Raw genomic sequence first — 19,335 nt, forward strand, 5'->3', positions numbered from 1 at the left:
GCGCTGGGCTCAGCCCTCGGCGAGCCCGTTCTCCTCGCCCCGTCCGGCCTCGGCCTCCAGGCCCTCGCGGCCCGACAGCGCGTCGAGCTGCTCCTCGACCCTGGCGATCTCCTCCCGCTCGGCCTCGTTGTCGACCTCGGCGCGCTTGCCCTTCTGGTCCTTCATCCCATCCATGACCACGGGGTACCCGGTTGCCCGGCCGGGATGACCCCGGACCGGCTCGGCGGCGATCCGGGTCCCGCTGCGCGGAGCAGGTGGAGGCGGCCTTCCGCGGTTGTAGGCGTACGTCGGCCCTGCTTGCCGGGCTCAGGACACCGCTTGCTCGGGACTGCGGCGGGCCCGGTGCAGCAGGCCGCCGATACCTGCGCCGACGACGGCCGGCGCCAGGAGGAGGATCGCGAAGAAGACGACGTCGCTCCAGGCCTGTTCGTCGACCACGAAGAGCGTGATGCCGACGCCGCCGAGCACGGCGGTCGGGAGCCACCGGAGCACCGTCGCGAGGAATCCGTGCCGGACGCCGTCCACGATCGACCACGCGAACGAGATCGTGACCAGCAGCAGGAAGGCGATCAGCCCGGCACCGAGCGCGTCGGTCGAGTCGCTGCGGTCCACGACCTCGACCCAGGCCAGGGTCACGACGAGGAGGACCGCGGCGCGGACCAGCGCGCCGAGGAGGCCCATCACGGCGCGGTCCATCCGTCGCCGTCGCCCTCGCTGCGGGCGGTGGTCAGCAGGACGATCGCCGGGCATGCGGCGACGAGGCTGGTGAGAGGTATGAGGAACACCGTCGGATCCTAGGGGTTCGCGACCCTCCAGGTCCGCCGAATGCAGGGACTGCCGATCCGGTCCAGCTGGGCCTCCGGCGGAGCGCCGGGTCAAGGCATTCGCCGCGCACCTCCTCGCCCCGGAGGCGGCTGCCCAGTTTCAATTTCAAGCATGGTTGAAGTCCGGCGGTCGCTCGGGATAAACCTGTTCTGACGAGGCGCTCGGGATCACTGCGCTCACGCAGCCAGTGCTCCCGAGCGCTTCGTTCCATGTCCGGCATCCGGAGCAGAGCCCGGGCCTCCTCGTAGTCGCGACCAGTGCATCGATCATGAGGGCGCTGCAGCCGGACTACGCAACAAGCCCCTGACCCGCGTTCGCGAAAGTCAGGGGCTTGTCAGTGGAGCCGCCTGTCGGAATCGAACCGACGACCTATTCATTACGAGTGAATCGCTCTACCGACTGAGCTAAGGCGGCGTGCTGGCCGGCTTGGAGCGTGGCCCCGGCGGACAACCCGGAGAAGCATACAGACGCCGGTCCGGTCCACGAAAACGGCACCGGACCGGCGTCGGAAGCAGATCAGGCGGCGAGCACGGGGGCCGCGGCGGGCTTCGCCTTGGCGCCGGTGAGCATCGTCTGGTCGGCGCCGCACCAGCAGGTGAAGGCGACGATGATGCCGTGGTCGGTGTTGACCATCCCGGTGACCTGGCTCGGGAAGATCAACTGGCGCTTGGCACACGCGGTGCAGTGGTGGTCGAACATGTCGGATCCTCCTTCGGGGGACGGGCGTACGGGCTGGTGATTCCATGGTCGAGGATCAAGAGACATAGGGGTAGCCTTGCTTTCCTTGAGAATCCCAAGGATGTACCTATGCTCTCGCTGCACCAGCTCACCTGCTTCCTCGCTACCTACGAGCACGGCTCGCTGACGGCGGCCGCCGCCGAGCTCGGCTACGCCCAGCCGTCGGTGTCCGAGCAGATCAAGGCCCTGGAGAAGACGCTCGGCGTCCAGCTGTTCCGGCGGGTGGGCCGCGGCGTCGTTCCGACCACCGTCGCGGACTCGCTCCGCCCGCACGCCGAGCGAGTGCTCGCTGCGGTCGACGACGCGCGTGAGGCCGTTCGACGCGTGAAGTCGTTCGAGACCGGCACGATCCGCTTCGGGATGTTCGGCATCGCCCGGTTGTACGCCGGCAGCGGGCTCATCGCCGACGTGCTGGCACGCTACCCCGGCGTGCGGGTCGAGCTGATCGGCCAGAACTCGACCGAGGTGTTCGAGGACCTGCGCCGCGGCCGCCTGGAGGCCGCGATGCTGGCGGTGTCGACCGTGACGAGCGAGGGCATGACGGTCACGCCGATCGCGCGCGAGGAGCTCGTCTACGTCAGCACCGACCCCGAGCGCGTGGCCAGCCCGGTCACCGCGAACCGGCTGTCCCAGGCCTCGCTGGTGATGCCCGAGACGACGTACCGCGCCGTCGACTCGACGCGGCTCACCCTGCGCCAAATGCTGCACGAGACCGGCCGCAACCCGCAGACGCGGATCGAGGTCGAGGACATCGAGACCGCGGTCGAGCTGGTCGGGATGGGCTTCGGCGACACCGTGATCCCGAAGGGCGCGGCCGTGCAGCTCCTGCCGCGTCTCGCCCCGCAGGCCCGATGGGTGTCGCTGCGACCGCGGCAGTACGACATGTTCGCGGTCGTGCACCGGGCCGACGCACTGCTCTCCCCCGCCGCGCAGCTGATGATCGAGCTGGCGACCAGGCGGATGCAGCAGATCGCGGAGCCGATCAAGCGGCCCTAGCGGCACTCAGCAGCTGAGCCCGTCCTCGGGGACCGTGCCGTCGATCAGGTAGTCCTCGATCGCGTCGTCCACGCACGCGTTCCCGTTGTTGTAGCCGGTGTGGCCGTCGCCGTCACGGCTGACGAGCACGCCCGACTCGAGCTGATCGGCGAGGTTCACCGCCCACTGGTACGGCGTCGCCGGGTCGCGCGTGGTGCCGACGACGACGATCGGCGCGGCGCCGGCGGCGTCGACGTGGCGGTCGCGCTCGGTCGCCTCGACCTGCATGCCCCCGCACGCGGTCAGGCCCCAGGCGAAGACGCTGCCGAAGGTCGGCGAGGCCTTCTCGAAGGCGGGGAGCTGCGCCGGGACCTCGGCGGCGCTGATCGCGTAGGGGTCGTCGAGGCAGTTGATCGCGTAGAGCGCCTCGGTGGAGTTGTCGGTGTACCGGTCGCCCTCGCGGGAGTGGTAGAGGTCGGAGAGCAGGAGCAGCGCCGACCCGTCACCGTCGAAGGCGGTCTTCAGCGCCTGGTCGAGGATCGGCCAGTAGTCGCGGTTGTAGAGCGGCAGCACCACGCCGTAGAAGGCGTTGCCGACCCGGAGCTCGCGGCCGGAGCCGGCCGGGAGCGGGTCGGCGTCGACCGCGTCGAGGAAGCCCTTGATCCGGCCGAGGCCCGCGTCGACGGAGTCACCGAGGAAGCACTCGTCCTGGCCGGCGCAGTCCGCGACGTAGGCCCGCAGCGCGGTCTCGAAGCCGCCGGCCTGCTCGAGGCTCAGCCGGCGAGAGCCGATCGAGAGGTCGACGGCGCCGTCGAGGACGAGCCGGCCGACCTTGTCGGGGAACAGGTCGGCGTAGGTCGCGCCGAGCTTGGTGCCGTAGGACGCGCCGAAGTAGGTCATCGCCGACTCCCCGAGCACCGCCCGCAGCACGTCCATGTCCCGCGCGGCCTCGACCGTGGTCACGTGCGCGGCCAGGTCGCCGGAGCGCTCGGCGCAGCCGGCGCCGAAGGCGTCGACCCAGCGCAGGTACTCCGTGGTCTCGGCGGCGGTGTCGGGGTCGGGGTCCTCGGCGACGTACTCGTCGAGCTCAGCGTCGGTCAGGCAGTCGACCGGGTCGCTGGCGCCGGTGCCGCGCGGGTCGAAGCCGACGATGTCGTACGTCGCGAGGAGCGGCTCGCGGAACACCGCATCCGCCTGCGCGGCGTAGTCGGTGCCGGGCGCGCCCGGTCCGCCGGGGTTGACGACGAGCGAGCCGATCCGGCGGTCCGGGTCGGCCGCCGGGACCTTGAGCAGCGCCAGGTCGAGGGTGTCGCCGTCCGCGTCGCGGTAGTCGAGCGGGACCGTCAGCGTCGCGCAGAGGAACTCGCCGCGGCACGACTCCCAGCCGAGCTGCTGGGAGTAGTACGGCGCCAGCGCCGGTCGCGGCGCGTCCGTGGCACCAGGCTGGGGCGTGGTGGTCGGGGCCGCCGGGGCCGGGTCGTCCCTGGCCAGGCTGTCCAGGGCGGCCACCCCCACGATCGCGCCGCCGCCGAGGGCGAGCGCCACGATCAGCACCAGTGCGACGATGCGGTTCACCGGACCCGGCTCTCCTTGGCCTCCGGGGCCATCAGCGCGACCATCATCGACTCCAGCGCGAGGGCGGGCTGGACGTTGAACTCCAGCATCTGCTCGCGCGCCTCGAAGATCGCGGAGATGCGGCGCAGGTTGGTCTCCGGCGGCGAGACCCGGGCGAGCAGCTCGACGTCGGCACGGATCTCCTCGTTGACCAGCCGGCCCGGCGCACGCTGCGCGACCGCGATCGCGTCGCGGTAGACCGACACCAGGTCCATCAGCCCACGGTCGACCACGTCGAGCTGGCGGCGCTTGGCCCGGGTCTTCTGCTCCTTCTCCAGGTCGCGCAGCGCCGGGGCGTACTCGCGCGGCCGGCGACCGCGCTCGACCACGCCGTAGGCCGCGTCCAGCTCGGCCTTCTCCTTCGCGTCGAGCTCGGAGGTGATCGCGTCGGCCTCGCCCTTGGTGACGTCGACGAGGTGCTTGGCGGCGTTCATGCACCGGCCCAGCGAGGTCAGCTGCGCCGGCATCGCGACCACCTCGCGCCGGCGGTTGCGGGTCTCCTCGTCGCGCGCCAGCGCGCGGGCCCGGCCGATGTGGCCCTGGCTGGCCCGGGCGGCGTACGACGCCAGCGCCGGGTCGACGCCCTGGCTCCGCACGAGGAACGCGGCGACGTCGTCGGCGGTCGGGGTGGTCAGCGTGATCAGCCGGCAGCGCGAGCGGATCGTCGGCAGCACGTCCTCGACGGTGGGCGTGCACAGCATCCAGATGGTGCGGGGCGACGGCTCCTCGATGGCCTTGAGCAGCGCGTTGAAGGCGGGCTCGGTGACCCGGTCCGCGTCCTCGACCACGAGGACCTGCCACTTGCGCCCGACCGGCGCCATCGCCGAGCGGCGGACCAGCTCGCGCACCTGGGCGACGCCGATCGAGAGCCCCTCCGTGCGCAGCACGGTCACGTCGGCGTGGGAGCCGGCGAGCACGGTGCGGCAGGCCTCGCAGCTGCCGCAGCCGGGCGGGTCCTGCTCGCACTGGAGGGCGGCCGCGAAGGCCATCGCGGCGTTGGACCGGCCGGACCCGGGCGGGCCGGTGAAGAGGTAGGCGTGGCTGCGGCCGTGGCCGGCCGCTGCGGTGCGGAGCGCCTCGATGACGGGCTGCTGGCCGACCAGTCCGTCCCACACGGTCACCGGCGGACCGCCTGGGCCAGCAGCGGCCTGACGGCGGTCTGCACCTGCGCGCTGATCTCGTCGACGTCGGCGCGGGCGTCGAGCACGAGGTAGTGGCCGGGGTCGGCCTCGGCCATCCGCAGGAACCCCGCGCGGACGCGCTGGTGGAACTCCAGGGACTCCCCCTCGATCCGGTCCCGCTCCTCGAAACGGCCCAGGCCGTGCTCGGGCTCGAGGTCGAGCACGACGGTCAGGTGCGGGCGCAGGTCGTGGGTGGCCCAGCGCGCGACCCGCTCGACCTCGTCCAGGACGAGCGCGCGGCCGGCACCCTGGTAGGCCAGCATCGAGTCGACGTACCGGTCGGTGATCACGACCTCGCCGCGGTCGAGCGCGGGCTGGACGACGGTGTCGACGTGCTCGGACTTGTCGGCGGCGTAGAGCAGCGCCTCGGTGCGGTCGGAGATCTCGCCGGTCTCGGGGCTGAGCACGATGGTGCGGAGCTGGCGCCCGACCTCGGTGTCGCCGGGCTCGAAGGTGAGCACGGCGGCGTACCCCTGCTCCTCGAGCCAGGCCGCCAGCCGCTTCGACTGCGTCGACTTGCCGGAGCCCTCGCCGCCCTCGAAGCAGACGAAGACGCCGGTCCGGGTGTGCACGGCTACACCCTAGGGCGTGGCTCCTACAGGCCGAGGAACAGCGTGACGACCTGGCCGTTCTGGGGATCGATCTCGTCGGTGTCGTCCCCCTCGAGGAGGCCGATCAGAACGAAGATCCCGAGCACGACGACGATGATGCCGAGCACCACGAGGGCGACGGCGCGGTAACGCTTGGTCTCAACGGGCATGCTCCCGCCGTACCCACAACGGGCCGGCGGGAGACGTCAGGACTTCTTGGCGGCCTTCTTCGTCGTCTTCTTGGCGGTCTTCTTCGCGGTCTTCTTGGCCGCCGCCTTCTTCGTGGTCTTCTTCGCGGCCTTCTTGGCCGGGCCCTTCGCGCGGCGCTCGGCCAGCAGCTCGGCGGCCCGCTCGAGGGTGATCGCCTCGACGGAGTCGTCCTTGCGGAGCGTGGCGTTGTACTCACCGTCGGTGACGTACTCGCCGAAGCGGCCGGCCTTCACGACGATCGGCTGCTTGGAGACCGGGTCCTCGCCGAGCTCCTTGAGGGGGGCCGTCGCGGCAGCACGGCCGCGCTGCTTGGGCTGGGCGTAGATCCGCAGCGCCTCGTCCAGGCCGATGGTGAGCAGCTGGTCCTCGGAGGTGAGCGAGCGGGAGTCGGTGCCCTTCTTCAGGTACGGCCCATAGCGGCCGTTCTGGGCGGTGATCTCGTCGCCGGACTCCGGGTCGACGCCGACCACGCGGGGCAGCGACAGCAGCTTGAGCGCGTCGTCGAGCGTGATCGTGTCGAGCGACATCGACTTGAACAGCGAGCCGGTGCGGGCCTTCTCGCCCTTCTTCGCGTCCTCGGGCAGGACCTCGGTGACGTAGGGGCCGAAGCGACCGTTCTTCGCCACGATCTCCAGGCCGGACTCGGGGTGCCGGCCCAGCTGGATCTCCTCGCCGGCCGGGTTGGCCAGCAGCTCCTTGGCCTTCTCGAGCGTGAGCTCGTCGGGCGGGAGGTCGTCGGGGACGTTCGCGCGGACGGCGAACGGCGTGCCGTCCTCGCCCGGGCCCTCGAGGTAGGGGCCGTAACGGCCGACGCGCAGCTGGATGCCGGAGTCGGGCCCGGCGACCGGGAACGTCGCCAGCTCCCGGGCGTCGATGTCGCCGAGCCCGTCGACCAGCGGCTTGAGGCCGGTCACGCTGTCGGAGCCGAAGTAGAACTCGGCCAGCTCCGAGGCCCGGTCCTTGCGCCCGCCCGCGATCTCGTCGAGCACGTCCTCCATGCCGGCGGTGAACTCGTAGGAGATCTGCCGCGGGAAGTGCTCCTCCAGCAGCCGGGTCACCGAGAACGCCAGCCACGCCGGCACCAGCGCGGTGCCCTTCTTGTAGACGTAGCCGCGGTTGAGGATCGTGCCGATGATCGAGGCGTAGGTCGAGGGGCGGCCGATCTCGCGGTCCTCGAGCTCCTTGATCAGCGTGGCCTCGGTGTAGCGGGCCGGCGGCTTGGTCTCGTGGCCGCTCGCGCTCAGCGACGCGGCGGTGACCGCGTCGCCCTCATGGAGGTCGGGCAGCGGGACCTGGTCATCATCGCTGCGCTTGCCGGCATCGGTGCCCTCGACGTACGCCTTGAGGAAGCCGTGGAAGGTGATGACCCGGCCGGACGCGGCGAACACGACGTCGCGGCCGTCCGCGGCGGCGCCACCGATCCGCACCGAGACCGACTGGCCGACGGCGTCCTTCATCTGCGAGGCCACGGTGCGCATCCAGATCAGCTCGTAGAGCCGGAACTGGTCGCCGGTCAGGCCGGTCTGCGCCGGCGTCCGGAAGCTGTCGCCCGCGGGGCGGATGGCCTCGTGCGCCTCCTGCGCGTTCTTGACCTTGCTGGCGTAGGTGCGCGGGGCGTCGGGGATGTACTCCGGGCCGTACAGCTCCCGCACCTGCGACCGCGCGGCCTCCACCGCACCACCGGAGAGGGTGGTGGAGTCGGTACGCATGTAGGTGATGAAGCCGTTCTCGTAGAGCCGCTGCGCAACCGACATCGTCACCGAGGCGCTCATGCCGAGCTTGCGGCTGGCCTCCTGCTGGAGCGTGGTGGTGCGGAACGGCGCATACGGCGAGCGGCGGTACGGCTTCGCCTCGACCGACCGGACGTCGTACGTCGTGTCGCTCAGCGCCGCGACCAGCGCCTCGGCCGCGGTGCGGTCGAGGTGGACCCGCTCGCCCTTCTTGGACTTGATCAGGCCGTCCGGGCCGAAGTCGGAGCCACCGGCGACACGGCTCCCGTCGATCGAGTGCAGCTTGGCCGGGAACATCCGGGGCTCCTTGGACGCGCCGGCGTCGAAGGTGCCCTCCAGGTCCCAGTAGGACGCGACCCGGAAGGCCATCCGCTCACGCTCCCGGTCGACGACCAGCCGGGTCGCCACCGACTGCACGCGACCGGCGGACAGGCCGGACATGACCTTCTTCCAGAGGACCGGGCTGACCTCGTAGCCGTAGAGGCGGTCGAGGATGCGCCGGGTCTCCTGGGCCTCGACGAGGTCCATGGCCAGCTCGCGCGGGTTCTCGGCGGCGGCCAGGATCGCGGGCTTGGTGATCTCGTGGAAGACCATCCGCTTGACCGGGATGCCCTTCGGCTTGAGCTCGTCGAGCAGGTGCCAGGCGATCGCCTCGCCCTCGCGGTCCTCATCGGTGGCGAGGTAGAGCTCGTCGGCGTCCTTGAGCAGCGTCTTCAGCTTGGAGATGTGCGACTTCTTGTCGCGCGGCACCACGTAGTAGGGCTCGAAGCCGTTGTCGACGTCGACCGCCAGGCGGCCCCACGGCTTGTCCTTGATCTTGGCCGGGGTGTCCGCGGCGCTGTTCGGGAGGTCACGGATGTGGCCGATGGAGGACTCGACGACGTACCCCTGACCGAGGTACCCGCCGATCGTGCGAGCCTTCGCCGGGGACTCGACGATCACCAACTTGTGGGCCACTGCGACTTCTTTCTTCCTGCTTCCGCACCCGTCTGGGGTGCTCCGGCCGAACACGGTAGCGCGAACGCGGCGAAACACATTCCCGCCGGCCCTCAACGTTCGGGGACCTGCCGTCGTCAGGAGAGAGTAGGTGAGAGGAACGACGACCGGCTCGGAGGCCGAGGCATGGACGGATCGACGGAGGGCGAGTTCCCGGACTTCGTGGCGGCGCAGACGCGCCCGCTGCTCGGCCTGGCCCACGCCCTGACGGCCAACCCGCACGACGCGTGGGACCTGACGCAGGAGACGCTCGCCCGCCTCGGCGAGCGGTGGGGGCGGACCCGCCTCGACGAGCCGGCGGCGTACGCCCGCACCGTGATGGTGCGCCTCAACATCGACCGGGTCCGGCGCCTGCGGCGCGAGCTCCCGCTGGGCGGGACGCCCGACGAGGGGGCGCCCGTCGAGGTCGTCGGCGAGCTCGACGGCTGGCTGGTCGAGGCGCTCGCGACCCTCTCACCCCGGCAGCGCAGCGCGCTGGCGCTGCGCTACGTCGAGGACCTCGACGTGCGCGGGATCGCCGAGCGGATGGGCTGCTCGGAGGGAACGGTGAAGAGCCAGCTGTCCCGCGGGACCGAGCGGCTCCGGCAGCACGCACGCGAGCACGGGGTGCTCCGCACGACGACGGAGGGGTTGGCATGACCGAGCAGCAGATCAAGGACGGCTTCGACCAGCTCGCGGGGGCGCTCTCGCCGCCGCCGGACGCCCTGGACCGGGTCGGCCGACGGGTGCGGGTACGCCGCCGGCGCCGGCGGGCCGGGGTGGCGGCCGGCGTCGCACTGGCCGTCGTGGCGACCGCCGGGACCGCGGTCGCCCTCAGCGGCGGCGACGAGGGCGGCGACCTGATCGCGACGGACCCGGCAGGCCCGCCGCAGAGCACCCTGACGCTCACCCGGGCGGACGGCTCGACGTACGCCTTCGACGACGTGACCGTCACCTGCGAGGCGCCCGGCGGCGCGTCGACGGGGCCGGGTCAGCGGATCTACCTGTCGAGCCCGCGGCACATCGAGGGCGAGCGGGTCACGCAGCCGTGGCTGTACGTCGAGGCGATCCTCGACGACGTCGCCGCCGGCAAGGAGTTCAGATTCCCGAACAACTGGCCGGGATCCTCGGAGGAGTACCCGGTGATCGTGTTCGTCGCCGACACCGACGGCAACGAGGCGGCCTCCAGCGCCGGCGGGGAGCAGGGGACGGTGCGGGTGCTCGAGGCGTCGTGCGACCCGAGGCCCGTGCTGCGGCTCGAGATGGACATGTCGCTGGGCAGCGAGGTCGGCCAAGAGCCGCTCGGCGTCGCAGGCGAGCTGCGCTGACGCGACCCGCCTCCGGCCCTGTGGATGACGCCCGCCGACCGGGCACCGGTCGTGCGAGCCTGCCCGTATGTTCCACGACCAACTGCCACTCACCCCGCTCGTCACCCACCTGGTCTTCGTCGACGGACGCCTGGTGGACACCTGGCAGGAGCCCGCGATCGGCACCGAGTGGGCCCGCCACGCGCGTCCCTCGCCACCGCCACCCGCGCCACCTCCCCCACCTCCGCACGAGCGAGCCGCGACGTGGCTGGCGGCGGTCTGCGGCGGCCGCGAGGCCGTCGAGTCCCTCGACGGCGACCCGTTGACCGATGACGCGATCGATCTGCCGGTTGAGTACGAGCTCACCTCCTGGCGTCAGCGGATGGAGTCGACGGCGGAGATCCTCGACTCGGTCGCGGGACGGCTCTTCGACGCCGAGACCTCGTTCGCGTTCCGGCACGCCCTGCTCGCGCTCTGGGCCGACGACACCGAGAACGTCACGCGCCCCGTCTCGCCCGCGCACCTGGCCGGCGGCATCTGTTGGGCAGTCGGCCGGGCGAACGGCCTGTTCCATCCGGTGGGTCCGCGCCGCGTCGGCGCGACCCAGGTCGCCTTCGGGCTGCGCACGCCCCTGTCGGGTCCCGGCAACGCCGTCGCCGCCGCACTGCGCGGGTTCCGCCCGCAGGCCGACCCGTGGGGTCGCCCGACCGGCGCACCGGACCTCCTGGCGCTCGGGCGCCCGGACCTCCTGCTCGGCGCCACCCGCGAACGCCTGCTGCGGCTGCGCACCCGTGTCCGCGAGGCCGAGGCGGCGGCCTGACGGTCAGGAAGCCGTGAGGAAGCCCTCGGCCACCAGCTCGCGCACGACCGGGAGGTAGGTCGCGCGGGTCTGCCCCGCGTCGAGGTCGAGCAGCGTGCTGACCGCGTCGAGGATCTGGCCGACGCTGAGGCCGCCGTCGCACGCGCCGACCAGCGCCGCGGTGACGGTGTCGGCCTGGCGGGCCCGCCGGAACCCGCGCTGCTGGCGCAGCAGCACGGTGTCCGGGTCCTCGGCGCCGGGCGCGCCGAGGGTCTCCTGGCGCACATCGGGCCGCGTCACCAGGTGGGAGTCCAGGTCGACGGCGGTGTCGACGGCGGCCCCCCACTCGTGGATCGCCGGGGCGATGGGCTGCTCGACGTCGTACGGCCACTCGAGCAGCTCGCGGGCCGAGCCCCCGCTGCGGCGCAGGTTGATCCAACCGAAGCCGACCGCCTCGATGCCCTGGTCCTCGAACCACGACAGCCAGGTGTCGTAGCGGACCAGGTAGTCGCTCGACCCGTGCAGCCCGGCGTCCTTGAGCCAGAGCTCGACGTACGCCGCCGGGTCGACGACCTCGCGCTGCACGACGAGCGCGTCGCAGCCCTCCGGCACCCAGGTCTCGATCCGCTCGCCCCACGGGACGCCCTCGGCGATGACCCAGTTGGCGAGGACCTGGCACCAGCCGCCCTCGGTGAGGTGCTGGGGCGCGCGCCGCACGATGTCCTCCACGACCCGGTCGCCGGGCAGGCCCGAGTCGCGGTAGACGAGGCGCTCGTCGGTCGCCGGCGAGATCACGAACGGCGGGTTGGTCGCGATCAGGTCGAACCGCTCGCCCGCGACCGGCTCGAAGAACGAGCCCTCGCGGACGTCGATCGCGGCGGGTACGTCGTTGAGCTCGGCGTTGAACGCGGCCAGCCGCAGGGCTCGGCGGTTCACGTCGGTCGCGACCACCTCGCGGCTGTGCCGGGACAGGTGCAGCGCCTGCACGCCGCACCCGGTGCCGAGGTCGAGGGAGCGGCCGACGTCCTCGCGCAGGGTGAGCTGGGCCAGCGACGTCGACGCCGCGCTGATGCCGAGGACGTGGTCGGGTCCGACCCGGCTGCTGCCGCCGTCGAGGCCGGGCGTCAGGTCGCTGACCACCCAGAGGTGCTGGTCGTCGGCGGCGTAGGGCCGCACGTCGAGGCGGGCCGCCACCTCGCCGACGCTCTGCTCGAGGAAACCCTCGGCGGCGAGCCGGTCGACCAGTCCCGGGAGCGCGCGCTGGGCGGCCGCGGCCTCGACCGGCGCCTGGAGCAGGAACAGCCGGATCAGCGTCTCGAGCGGCCAGCCGCCCGACGTACGGCGCAGGCCCGGCGTCGTCTCGTTGCGCCCCAGCGCCGCGTGCGCGACCGGGCCGAGGACCTCGGCGACCGAGTCGTAGGTGTACCCGGCCATGACCAGGGCGGCGCGGAGCCGGTGGGCCAGGTCCGGCATGGTCGGGGGCGTTGTCACGAAGAGACCTTAGAACGGGCGGGGGCGGTCTGGTCCAGACAGCGGTGTCGGGACGTCCGCGACGGGCATGACTGACCCGGTTGTACCCAGAAACCGCACGTCGAGACCGGGCGTCGCGATCTCCACGGCCCGCTCGGGCCTCCCCATGGGAGGGCTCCTTGCCTCGCTCCTCGCGCGCCCTGGGCGCGTTTCTCGCCACCGTCGTCGCCGCCGGCGGACTCACTCTCGCGGCACCACCGGCGCACGCCGCACCGGCTCACCACTGGGTGGCCGAAGCCGATCCCCTCGACCCCCTCGACCTCCTCGACTTCCTCGCGGCGCCGCCGCAGCTCGGCGGCGACCCGCTCGGGGGCGTCCTGACCGTCACCGGACCGGTGTGGGACGCGCTTCCGGTCCCGAACGCGCTCAGGCACCGACGTCACCTGGCTGTGCGACGGGACGCCGATCCCGGGCGCCTCCGGCTGGACCTTCCTGCCGTCCGAGGCCCAGGCGGGATGCCTGGTCGTCGCCCACACCGTGACGACCGTCGCCGGTCTGGCCATCGCCCCCGTCACGCTCCTCACCAACGCACTCCAGCTGCCGCCGATCACGGGCGAGACCGCCGTGACCGCGGCCGGAGCCCCCACCGCGACCGCCGGGTCCAGCGGCCCCAAGGTCGGCACGACGCTGAGGACGAGCGCACCGGAGTGGAACCAGGAGGGCGTTGCCACGAGCTACCAGTGGCTGCGCGCGGGGCAACCGATCTCGGGCGCCACGGGGACGACCTACCTCCTCGCCACCGCCGACCTCGACCAGCCGGTCTCCGTCCGCGCGACCGGTCGCAAGGACTCACCGACGGCACCGCCACCAGCAACGCCCTCACGGCGACCGTCGGTGACGCGCCGGCCCCGACGAGGCAGCCGACCATCAGCGGGCCCGGCACCGTCGGCGAGCCGCTGACCGTCCGCCCGGGCACGTGGAGCAGTGGCCCCACGCCGACCTTCGCCTACCAGTGGCGACGCGACGACCGCGCCCTCGAGGGGGCGACCGCCTCGACGTACGTCCCGACGGTGGAGGACGTCGGGCACGTCCTCACCGTCACGGTCACGGCGCGGCGTCCCGGGTACCGCCCCGGGACGTTCCGCACCGCCGGGGTGAGCGTCCCGAAGCTCGCCTCGCGGCTGACGGCCTCGCTGGCGAAGAAGGCGATCATCCAGGGCCAGCACGCGGCGATGACGCTCGTGCTCGCCGTCGCCGACCGGGCCCGCCCGACCGGGAGGCTGACGGTCCGCGACGGCGCCCGGACGATCAGGACCGTCCGGCTCACGGCGTCGTACGCCGGATCGGACCTCGTCACCGGCGCGACCTCGAAGGTCGTGAAGCTGACCGTCCGCAGGAAGAAGTAGCTCACGAACGACGGCGGCCCGCCCGAGTCGGCGGTTTCAAGGGGTCCTCGGGCGGGCCGTCGTGCGTGGTGCGGACCGGCGTTACTGGCGCGGGTGCGGGTGCGGGTACTGCTGGGGCACCTCGATCTGCTCGGTCGGGTCGAGCGGTGCGGGCTCGGCCGGAGGGGGCGGCGGGGGCGGCGGCACGGCCTGGCCCGAGTCACCCTCGATCGCGACCGTGCGGCGCTTCGACACGTACACGGCCGCGACGATGCCGGCCGTGGCGACCAGGGCGATGACGATCCGCAGCGGGTCGTTCTCGTTCTCGCCGACCGACAGCTTCACGACCGCCGCCACGATCAGCAGCGACACCAGGTTCATCACCTTGAGCAGCGGGTTGATCGACGGGCCCGCGGTGTCCTTGAACGGGTCGCCGACGGTGTCGCCGATGACCGTGGCCGCGTGGGCCTCGGAGCCCTTGCCGCCGTGGTGGCCGTCCTCGACGAGCTTCTTCGCGTTGTCCCAGGCGCCTCCGGAGTTCGCGAGGAACACCGCCATCAGCGTTCCGGTGACGATCGCGCCCACCAGGAAGCCCGCCAGCGGGCCGACACCGAGGCCGAACCCGACCGCGATGGGCGCCAGCACGGCCAGGAGGCCCGGCGTGGCCAGCTCGCGGAGCGAGTCGCGGGTGACGATGTCGACCACGCGGCCGTACTCCGGGCGGCCCGTGCCCTCCATGATCCCGGGGATCTCGCGGAACTGGCGGCGCACCTCGAACACGACCGCACCGGCGGCGCGGCCGACGGCGTTGATGGCCAGGCCCGAGAACAGGAACACCACCGCGGCACCGAGCAGGGCGCCGACGAGCAGCTTGGCGTCGTACACGATGAAGTCGCCGAGCAGGTCCAGGCCGTCGCCGCCGGCCGCCTCGACCGCCTGGAAAGCAGACTGGGTGTAGGAGGCGAAGAGCGCGCTCGCGGCCAGCACGGCGGTCGCGATCGCGATGCCCTTGGTGATCGCCTTGGTGGTGTTGCCGACCGCGTCCAGCTCGGTCAGGATCTGCGCGCCCTCCGCGTTCACGTCACCGGACATCTCCGCAATGCCCTGCGCGTTGTCGGAGACCGGGCCGAAGGTGTCCATCGCCACGATGACGCCCACCGTCGTGAGCAGTCCGCAGCCCGCCAGGGCGACGGCGAACAGCGCCAGCGCCGTGGTCCCGCCGGCCAGCAACGCGGCGCCGAAGACGGCCGCACCGATGACGACGGCGGTGTAGACCGCCGACTCCAGGCCGACCGCCAGGCCGGAGAGGACGACTGTGGCCGCGCCCGTCAGCGAGGTGCGGCCCACGTCCCTGACCGGCCGGAACTCGGTGCCGGTGAAGTAGCCGGTCAGCGCCAGGATGGCAGCGGCAAGCACGATGCCGATGAGGACAGCGCCGGCCGCGAAGACGCCCGGGCCGATGTCGGCGGAAGCACCCGGCGAGGCGTTGCTCAGGTCGTTCCAGTCGGTGGGCAGGTAGACGAGCGCGAGCACGATGCTCGCGACCGCACCGACGGCCGCCGAGATGTAGAAGGCGCGGTTGATGGTGACCAGCCCGCTCTCGCCCTCACGCGGCTTGCACAGGTAGACACCCGCGACGGCGGTCAGGGCGCCGATGGCCGGGACGAGCAGCGGGAAGACCAGGCCCTGGTCGCCGAAGGCCTGCGAGCCGAGGATCAGCGCGGCGACCAGCGTCACGGCGTACGACTCGAACAGGTCGGCCGCCATGCCGGCGCAGTCGCCGACGTTGTCGCCGACGTTGTCCGCGATGGTCGCCGCGTTGCGCGGGTCGTCCTCGGGGATGTTCTGCTCGACCTTGCCGACCAGGTCCGCGCCCACGTCGGCGGCCTTGGTGAAGATGCCGCCGCCGACGCGCATGAACATCGCGAGCAGCGCGGCGCCGAAGCCGAAGCCCTCGAGGACGTGCGGCGCGTGCTCCTGGAACAGGAGCACGACCAGGCTGGCGCCCAGCAGGCCGAGGCCCACCGTGAGCATGCCGACCGTGGCGCCGGTGCGGAAGCCGATGTTCATGGCCGGGTTGCGGCCCTGGGTCTGGGCGGCGGCGGCCACCCGGAGGTTCGCCTTCACCGCCAGCCCCATGCCGAGGTAGCCGACGGCGGCTGAGAAGCCGGCGCCGACGAGGAAGAACACCGACCGGAAGATCCGGACGGTCGCGTCGTCGGCGGGCAGGGCCAGCAGCAGGAAGAACGCGACGGCGGCGAAGATCGCCAACGTGCGGAACTGCCGCTGCAGGAAGGCGTTCGCGCCCTCCTGTACCGCCTGGGCGATGTTCTTCATGTTGTCGGTGCCCTCACCGGCGGCAAGAACCTCCTGGCGGAACATCGCCGCCATCGCGAGCGCGCCCAGCGCGATCAGTGCGACGACGATGACCAGGACGAGGTTGCCCCCGGAGACTTCCACGACTGCGGGAGCGATCCCCGTCATGCGGTTCCTCCTGGGAGAGTGATGCAGATCTCACGGACGCGCCGGAGTCTACGCAGGGAACCGGCCCCGAACGCACGGAGATGTGACCCGGGCCACACGGCGCGTCGTGCGCCGAGCGTGCCGGAACGCACGAGAACCCGTCGTCATCGACGACGGGTCCCGCGGGCGAGGTCGCTCAGTTGCCGGCGAGCGCGGCGTCGGCGGAGTCGTGGATCACGAACACCTTCGCCAGCCCGGTGATCCGGAAGATCTTGAGCAGCCGGTCCTGGTTGCAGACCAGCTGGAGCGAGCCGTCGTGGGCGCGGACCTTCTTCAGGCCGCCCACGAGCACGCCGAGTCCGGTGGAGTCGAGGAACTCGACCTCCTCCATGTCGATCACGATGTCGTAGACGCCGCCCGCGACGAGCTCGGTGATCTTGTCGCGGAGCTTGGGCGCCGTGTAGACGTCGATCTCGCCCCCGACGGCAACGATGGTCTTGCCACCGGCCTCGCGCGTCGTCAGAGTCAGGTCCACGTATGTCTCCCGGTGCCGCTGGTCAGGTCGCCGGAGGCGTCGCGGCGTGGAACCCCGACATCCGGCCTGCACAATGAAACCACGCCCGCCCCATCCCGTGCACAAAGTCCCGCCCACCGGGTCCCCCGAGCCGGCTCCCACGATGTCGGATTGTCGGTGCCGGGAGCGATGATGAGGGGGTGACGTCGACCGTGAACTCTCCCCTGAGCTCGCCGCTGAGCGCGCGCCCCTCGGGCGTGTCCGGTGTGGTCGACCGCCTGGCCGGCGTCCCCGGGCGCGAGGACCGGCTGCGCCACCTCGAGGTGCTGCCCGCGCGCGAGGCCCGGCACGCCGACTGGCCCGCCTGGGCGCCCGCCGACGTGGTCGGCGCCTTCGTCGCGCGCGGGGTCGACCGACCGTGGGTGCACCAGGCCGTCGCGGCCGAGGCCGCCCACGAGGGTCGCCACGTCGTGATGGCGACCGGCACCGCCTCGGGCAAGAGCCTCGGCTACCAGCTGCCGGCGCTGTCCGCGATCCGCTCCGGGCGCGGCGCGCGCGGCCAGCGCGGCGCCGCCGTGCTCTACCTGGCGCCGACCAAGGCGCTCGCCCAGGACCAGCTCGCCGGCATCACCGCGCTCGGCCTCGACGTCCGGGCCACCACCCACGACGGCGACAGCCCGCGCGAGCAGCGCGACTGGGCCCGCGACCACGGGGAGTACGTCCTCACCAACCCCGACATGCTGCACCGCTCGCTGCTGCCGGGGCACGGCCGCTGGTCGGCGTTCCTGGGGTCGCTCCAGTACGTCGTCGTCGACGAGTGCCACCACTACCGCGGCGTGTTCGGCGCGCACGTGTCGCACGTGCTGCGCCGGCTGCGACGGGTCTGCGCGTCGTACGGCGCCCAACCCACGTTCGTGCTCGCCTCGGCCACCGTCGCCGAGCCGGAGGTGTTCGCCGAGCGGCTCACCGGGCTCGAGGCGCTCGCGGTCACCGGTGACGCCTCCCCGCGCGGGGAGGTGTCGCTCGCGCTGTGGGAGCCGCCGCTCACCTCCTTCACCGGCGAGAACGGCGCGCCCGTGCGCCGGGCCGCGTCCTCGGAGACCGCCGACCTGCTGGCCGACCTGGTCGCCGAGGACGTCCGGACGCTCGCGTTCATCCGCTCCCGGCGCGGTGCCGAGCAGGTGGCGATGACCGCGGCCGAGCTGCTCGCCGACGTCGACGCGTCGCTGCCGGGCCGGGTGGCCTCCTACCGCGGCGGCTACCTGCCCGAGGAGCGCCGGGCCATCGAGGAGGCGCTCCGCGGCGGCGAGCTGACCGGGCTGGCCGCCACCAACGCCCTCGAGCTCGGCATCGACATCAGCGGGCTCGACGCGGTGCTCATGGCCGGCTTCCCCGGCACGCGCGCCGCGCTCTGGCAGCAGGTCGGCCGGGCGGGCCGCGGCGGCCAGGACGCCCTCGGCGTGCTCGTCGCGCGCGACGACCCGCTGGACACCTACCTCGTCGGTCACCCGGACGCGCTGCTCGGCGCCCCCGTCGAGGCGACGGTCTTCGACCCGTCCAACCCCTACGTCCTCGGCCCGCACCTGTGCGCCGCCGCGCACGAGATCCCGCTGACCGAGGCCGACCTGCCGCTCTTCGGGCCGACCGCCCCCGAGGTCGTGGACGCGCTGACCGACGGCGGGCTGCTGCGCCGGCGTCCTCGCGGCTGGTTCTGGACCGACCGGCGCCGGGCGAGCGACCTGGCCGACATCCGCTCGGCCGGCGGGTCCCCGGTGCAGCTCGTCGAGGCCGGGACCGGGCGGATGGTCGGCACCGTCGACGCCTCGAGCGCACACTCGACCGCCCACCCCGGGGCGGTCTACGTGCACCGCGGCGAGACCTGGCTGGTGCACTCGCTCGACCTCGAGGACCACGCGGCGGTCATCGAGCGGGCCGACCCGGACTACTCCACGACCGCTCGCGAGGTCACCGACATCGCGATCGTGCGCGAGCGCCAGCACGCCGCCTGGGGCGACTGCCGGCTGTCCTTCGGCGAGGTCGACGTGCGGCACCAGGTGGTCTCGTTCCTCAAGCGCCGCCAGCCGGGCGGCGAGGTGCTCGGCGAGGAGCCGCTGGACCTGCCGGAGCGCACCCTGCGCACCGCCGCCGTCTGGTGGACCGTCCCCGAGGCCGCACTCTCCGAGAGCGGCCTGCTGGCCCGCGACCTCCCCGGCGCCGCGCACGCCGCCGAGCACTGCTCGATCGGCCTGCTGCCGCTCTTCGCGACCTGCGACCGCTGGGACATCGGCGGCGTGTCCACCGCACTGCATCCCGACACCGGCCAGCTGACCGTGTTCGTCTACGACGGCCATCCCGGCGGCGCGGGCTTCGCCGAGCGCGGCTTCCACGCGGCCCGGCCCTGGCTCACCGCCACCCGGGAGACGATCCTGTCCTGCGAGTGCGACGACGGCTGCCCGTCGTGCATCCAGTCGCCCAAGTGCGGCAACCAGAACAACCCGCTCGACAAGGCCGGCGCGGCCGCGCTCCTCGACGTGCTGCTCGGGGAGGTCTAGGTTCGCC

The 19,335-nt window shown here is 72.6% G+C and carries 17 protein-coding genes and 1 tRNA gene; 6 read left to right on the forward strand and 12 right to left on the reverse strand.

The features are described from left to right. Window positions 1-9: 9 nt before the first annotated feature. From ACYQ0U_RS12935 to ACYQ0U_RS12950, 4 genes are all read right to left on the reverse strand, one after another. Entirely contained in the window at window positions 10-174 is a 165-nt protein-coding gene (locus ACYQ0U_RS12935; protein WP_459973463.1) for a hypothetical protein, read from the reverse strand. 132 nt (window positions 175-306) lie between these two features. Beyond that, window positions 307-696, reverse strand: coding sequence for a hypothetical protein (locus tag ACYQ0U_RS12940; protein ID WP_459973465.1), 390 nt, complete (start codon window positions 694-696; stop codon window positions 307-309). Between the two features lie 467 nt (window positions 697-1,163). Further along, a tRNA-Thr gene (locus ACYQ0U_RS12945) sits at window positions 1,164-1,239 on the reverse strand. 102 nt (window positions 1,240-1,341) lie between these two features. Further along, on the reverse strand, window positions 1,342-1,524 hold the full coding sequence (locus ACYQ0U_RS12950) for a hypothetical protein (protein ID WP_459973467.1): 183 nt from the start codon (window positions 1,522-1,524) through the stop codon (window positions 1,342-1,344). A gap of 108 nt (window positions 1,525-1,632) precedes the next feature. On the opposite strand from ACYQ0U_RS12950, the gene ACYQ0U_RS12955 reads away from it, so the two are divergent. Further along, window positions 1,633-2,559 (forward strand): LysR family transcriptional regulator, encoded by a 927-nt coding sequence (locus ACYQ0U_RS12955; protein ID WP_459973469.1) that lies wholly within the window; start codon window positions 1,633-1,635, stop codon window positions 2,557-2,559. Between the two features lie 6 nt (window positions 2,560-2,565). Here ACYQ0U_RS12955 and ACYQ0U_RS12960 read toward each other — a convergent pair whose 3' ends face one another. From ACYQ0U_RS12960 to topA, 5 genes are read right to left on the reverse strand one after another with little or no spacing between them, the layout of a single operon-like run. Continuing rightward, window positions 2,566-4,113, reverse strand: coding sequence for an alpha/beta hydrolase (locus ACYQ0U_RS12960; protein ID WP_459973471.1), 1,548 nt, complete (start codon window positions 4,111-4,113; stop codon window positions 2,566-2,568). Then, window positions 4,110-5,273 carry a DNA polymerase III subunit delta' gene (locus ACYQ0U_RS12965; RefSeq protein WP_459973473.1) on the reverse strand — a complete coding sequence of 388 codons (1,164 nt, stop codon included), beginning with the start codon at window positions 5,271-5,273 and terminating at the stop codon, window positions 4,110-4,112. Before ACYQ0U_RS12965 ends, ACYQ0U_RS12960 begins: the two co-directional genes overlap by 4 nt. Further along, a complete protein-coding gene (gene tmk / locus ACYQ0U_RS12970) occupies window positions 5,270-5,905 on the reverse strand; it encodes a dTMP kinase (protein ID WP_459973475.1) in 636 nt (211 codons plus the stop codon). The genes ACYQ0U_RS12965 and tmk overlap by 4 nt, the downstream gene beginning before the upstream one ends. 23 nt (window positions 5,906-5,928) lie before the next feature. Continuing rightward, the gene (locus ACYQ0U_RS12975; protein ID WP_459973477.1) at window positions 5,929-6,093 is read right to left on the reverse strand and encodes a hypothetical protein; all 165 of its coding nucleotides are present in this window, start codon (window positions 6,091-6,093) and stop codon (window positions 5,929-5,931) included. A 36-nt stretch (window positions 6,094-6,129) separates the two neighbouring features. Then, entirely contained in the window at window positions 6,130-8,820 is a 2,691-nt protein-coding gene (gene topA, locus ACYQ0U_RS12980; protein WP_459973479.1) for a type I DNA topoisomerase, read from the reverse strand. A gap of 165 nt (window positions 8,821-8,985) precedes the next feature. Here topA and ACYQ0U_RS12985 point away from each other — a divergent pair, with 165 nt between their 5' ends. From ACYQ0U_RS12985 to ACYQ0U_RS12995, 3 genes are all read left to right on the forward strand, one after another. Beyond that, window positions 8,986-9,498: a SigE family RNA polymerase sigma factor gene (locus tag ACYQ0U_RS12985; protein ID WP_459973481.1), complete on the forward strand. Its 513-nt coding sequence runs from the start codon at window positions 8,986-8,988 to the stop codon at window positions 9,496-9,498. Next, a complete protein-coding gene (locus ACYQ0U_RS12990; protein WP_459973483.1) occupies window positions 9,495-10,166 on the forward strand; it encodes a hypothetical protein in 672 nt (223 codons plus the stop codon). Before ACYQ0U_RS12985 ends, ACYQ0U_RS12990 begins: the two co-directional genes overlap by 4 nt. Before the next feature lie 67 nt (window positions 10,167-10,233). Then, window positions 10,234-10,965: a hypothetical protein gene (locus ACYQ0U_RS12995; protein ID WP_459973485.1), complete on the forward strand. Its 732-nt coding sequence runs from the start codon at window positions 10,234-10,236 to the stop codon at window positions 10,963-10,965. A 3-nt stretch (window positions 10,966-10,968) separates the two neighbouring features. Here the strand turns inward: ACYQ0U_RS12995 and ACYQ0U_RS13000 are convergent, their stop codons facing one another. Beyond that, window positions 10,969-12,435: a DUF7059 domain-containing protein gene (locus ACYQ0U_RS13000; protein ID WP_459973487.1), complete on the reverse strand. Its 1,467-nt coding sequence runs from the start codon at window positions 12,433-12,435 to the stop codon at window positions 10,969-10,971. 719 nt (window positions 12,436-13,154) lie between these two features. On the opposite strand from ACYQ0U_RS13000, the gene ACYQ0U_RS13005 reads away from it, so the two are divergent. Continuing rightward, complete coding sequence (locus ACYQ0U_RS13005; protein WP_459973490.1) at window positions 13,155-13,820, forward strand: hypothetical protein; 666 nt, start codon at window positions 13,155-13,157, stop codon at window positions 13,818-13,820. An 81-nt stretch (window positions 13,821-13,901) separates the two neighbouring features. Here the strand turns inward: ACYQ0U_RS13005 and ACYQ0U_RS13010 are convergent, their stop codons facing one another. Both ACYQ0U_RS13010 and ACYQ0U_RS13015 read right to left on the reverse strand, forming a co-directional pair. Further along, on the reverse strand, window positions 13,902-16,283 hold the full coding sequence (locus ACYQ0U_RS13010; protein ID WP_459973492.1) for a sodium-translocating pyrophosphatase: 2,382 nt from the start codon (window positions 16,281-16,283) through the stop codon (window positions 13,902-13,904). Window positions 16,284-16,458: 175 nt separating this feature from the next. Continuing rightward, on the reverse strand, window positions 16,459-16,797 hold the full coding sequence (locus ACYQ0U_RS13015) for an STAS domain-containing protein (RefSeq protein ID WP_459973494.1): 339 nt from the start codon (window positions 16,795-16,797) through the stop codon (window positions 16,459-16,461). Between the two features lie 236 nt (window positions 16,798-17,033). On the opposite strand from ACYQ0U_RS13015, the gene ACYQ0U_RS13020 reads away from it, so the two are divergent. Next, a complete protein-coding gene (locus tag ACYQ0U_RS13020) occupies window positions 17,034-19,328 on the forward strand; it encodes a DEAD/DEAH box helicase (RefSeq protein ID WP_459973599.1) in 2,295 nt (764 codons plus the stop codon). Window positions 19,329-19,335 lie beyond the last annotated feature (7 nt).

The sequence above is a fragment of the Nocardioides pyridinolyticus genome (assembly GCF_054653575.1).